Source organism: Streptomyces sp. P9(2023), assembly GCF_032436795.1.
In the GTDB taxonomy this organism is placed as follows: domain Bacteria; phylum Actinomycetota; class Actinomycetes; order Streptomycetales; family Streptomycetaceae; genus Streptomyces.
Genome location: NZ_JAUPWM010000256.1, coordinates 1 through 344 on the forward strand (window position 1 = coordinate 1; position 344 = coordinate 344).

Annotated in this window: 1 protein-coding gene; it reads left to right on the forward strand. The window is 62.8% G+C overall.

Translation table 11 applies throughout. From position 1 onward, the window contains the following. A partial coding sequence (locus Q5762_RS37555) for a hypothetical protein (protein WP_315896796.1) occupies positions 1-323 on the forward strand: 323 nt, incomplete at its 5' end. Between the last annotated feature and the right edge of the window lie 21 nt (positions 324-344).

Below are 344 nucleotides of genomic sequence, written 5' to 3' on the forward strand. Positions count from 1 at the left end.
GTTCTGGGTGCCCTTGGCGTCGCTACACCTACGGAGACATCAACATGACCATAGAAGAGCAGTTGGTGCATCAGATGTCCAGCGCCTCACGGGGGCTTTGGGGCGCTATCAACGCGATGGTGCCCGAAGCACCCCCGCAACTCCAGGAGGCGTGCGCAGCCATGCAGGGGGTTACGCACCACATGTCAGCAGTCTCGTTCGCGGTGCCGTGGGCGATGGTCGGCATCGCCATTGGCATCGTGGTTGCGGGTGTCGTCGCTGCCGTGTCGATCCGGGTGTTCCGTATCGGTGTGAGTGTCCTGAGTGGAGGTGGTGGCGCATGAGCGCCGAGTTCATTGCGTGGC